Annotated in this window: 2 protein-coding genes; both read right to left on the bottom strand. The window is 59.8% G+C overall.

Annotated elements, in window-relative coordinates:
- Positions 1-314: hypothetical protein (locus CWO89_RS47355; protein ID WP_207234697.1), on the bottom strand; the 314-nt coding region annotated here is incomplete at its 3' end.
- 928 nt (positions 315-1,242) lie between these two features.
- Positions 1,243-2,556 carry a molybdopterin dinucleotide binding domain-containing protein gene (locus CWO89_RS42940; protein ID WP_283813587.1) on the bottom strand — a complete coding sequence of 438 codons (1,314 nt, stop codon included), beginning with the start codon at positions 2,554-2,556 and terminating at the stop codon, positions 1,243-1,245.
- Positions 2,557-2,600 lie beyond the last annotated feature (44 nt).

Here is a 2,600-nt window from a genome sequence, read left to right as displayed (position 1 = left end):
GAAAAGTGGGTACTAGCCCGTCGCGTCGTCTGGCCTGATGTGTCGCCGTCGTCGACGATACCGACGCTAAAGCCATCGTAGTCGGCGGCTGGTTTAGGCGACGACGGGAGCCCGCCGATGACCGGTGTAGACGAAACGCCATCGGTCGCCGATGGCGTTCCAACATTGGTCGTCGCCGATGGTGCCGAACCCTTGTCAGTCAACGGCGGCGCAAGCGAAAGCGGCGGGGCAAGCGAGGTTTGACATCTAGCGCTGTCGTGCAACCAAAAACCGGCAGACAAGAGGCCAAGGGCAAATAGCGCAGCGCTTTTCATTCGCGTTCTGCAAACCGCTTCGATTGAAATCGTTGATCGCGGACCCTTCTGGCCACGCTTCGGTCAAATTATCCGCTAGTTACGTGGCGATCAAAGTTGGCGGAAATAGGGAGTAACGGGCGGAAACAAGCGCTCCTCGATCCGCTTATGGGGCAACCCGGACTGTTGGTGTGTGTCATAAACCCGAAGGCGGATACTCGCAACTACGGGTAGGTATAGCCTTCGGCTAATCAGCCGGCAGAAAATTCATATTTTACAACGCCGCGTCAGCTTCATCTAATCCCTTTCTAAGCCATTTGGTGGCCGCAGCGCGCGAAGTCGGTGGGGCTTGCCGGCGAGTGGAGGCGTTTGGCCGGAAACGAGCGAGAGGGACATGATGATATCTGACGAGCGGCAAATACGCATCGATCTGGCCGCCTGGTACTAGCGCGAGCAGGAGCTGCTTTGCGCGGCTTCGGACAACAAGATAGTGTGCTCGGAACATGGACTAGTACCTCGACGATGACGAGCTTTACGAAGCAAGAACCACGCCATGTCATTCTGGTCGCCGAGAGTTTCGAGACCGCTGGAGTGACGGACTTGAACAGTTCGTCGACAGCCTCGTTGTAGGAACCCATAAAGCCGCGCGTTTGAAGGAAATGGTGGCGCGATGTGGGGAAAGACGGTAGCGCTCCCCCGCTACCAAGACTACAATTTTGCACGCCAACCTACGATTTTCCGCGATTTTATATCGCTCGATGGTAGCGCCTCGGCCGGAAGCTTACGACGGAAACCAGTAGTCTAAGTCTCCGCTGGCACTGTCTGCAATTGGAGGTAGCGCCTAAACGGCCTGATGCGCGACAGCGGCGTTCTTTCGCGCAGTCCGCGCCGCGCTCCTGTGAAGGACAAGCATGCGCCGCAATCAAGATTGTGGGCGAGGACCAGCAGGTCAGGCGAGCGTGAAACGCTCCACCTCCACGAGGCAACTCATTGCGTTCGGGCCTTGTGTGAGAAGAGATGTGCCGACGTCATGGGTCAGCACATTCGCGGTTCCTGCGCGTTCCGGCGCGCCCTCGTGTTCGATGTCGGGATCGAACCAGGCGCCGGTTGCCATCACCGCCACACCCGATTTGATGCTCGCATCGACCCGCACGCCGGCAAGGCACGCTCCCCGATCATTGAACACCCGCACGAGATCACCGTCCTTGCAGCCACGCGCCGAAGCATCCATCGGGTTGAGGGCGATGCATTCGCGCCGCGCGACTTTGTTGCCTTGAGGGAGCGGCGCGAAATCAAGCTGGCTGTGCAGCCGATCAGCCGGCTGAACAGTAAGCAAGTGCAGTGGAAAACGTTGCGTCGATTCCGCGCCCAGCCATTCTCTTGGTTCGATCCAGGCCGGGTGCGGGCCGCAATCCGGGAGAGCGAAGCCGGCGATGGTCTCGCTGTAGAGTTCGATACGGCCACTCGGCGTCTTTAACGGATGAGCGGCGGGATCAGCCCGGAAATCTCCAAGCAGCACGAAATCTTGATTCGGCTCCGGCAGCTCCAGCATGCCTTCCGCCCAAAAATTCTCGAAATCAGGGAAAGCAATCCCGCCCTGCGCGTTTCCCGCAGCGCAGCGGGCATAGATATCGCGCAGCCAGTTCATCTCATCGCGGCCCTCGGTGAAGGCCGCTTCGTAGCCGAGACGAGCGGCGAGATCTGCGAATATATCGAAATCCGATCGAGCTTCGTGCAATGGAGCGATGGCTTGGTGCATTGCCACCACGAAGCGGTCGCGGGAGGATCCCCCGATATCGTTGCGCTCCAGCGTCGTGGTCACGGGGAGCACGATGTCGGCAAGCCGCGCTGTCGGCGTCCACCAGATCTCGTTGACAACGATCGTTTGCGGACGCCGCCAACCCATGAGCAGACGATTGAGCTGTTGATGGTGATGAAAGGGATTGCCTCCCGCCCAATGAATGAACTTGATGTCGGGATAGGTCTCGCGTCGTCCATCGAAGGCATAAGGAGTGCCTGGCTGGAGGAGCATGTCGGCAATGCGGGCCACGGGAATGGCGCGGCCGAGGGGATTGCGTCCCACCGCCATTTCCGGACCCGGCGTGGCAGGACGCGGATTGCCCACGCCGTTCATGGAGCCATGACCGAATCCGAAGCCACCGCCCGGCAGGCCGACTTGTCCGAGCAGCGCCGACAAGGCGATCGCCATCCAGTAAGGCTGCTCACCGTGCTCGGCTCGCTGGACTGCAAATGAGCAGGTGATGTAGGAGCGTCGGCCGACGAGTTGCGCGGCGAGCCTTGCAATTG

The sequence above is a fragment of the Bradyrhizobium sp. Leo170 genome (assembly GCF_004296405.1).
GTDB lineage: Bacteria > Pseudomonadota > Alphaproteobacteria > Rhizobiales > Xanthobacteraceae > Bradyrhizobium.
The sequence above is the reverse complement of the archived record's forward strand: the minus strand, read 5'-3'. Positions and strand labels throughout refer to the sequence as shown.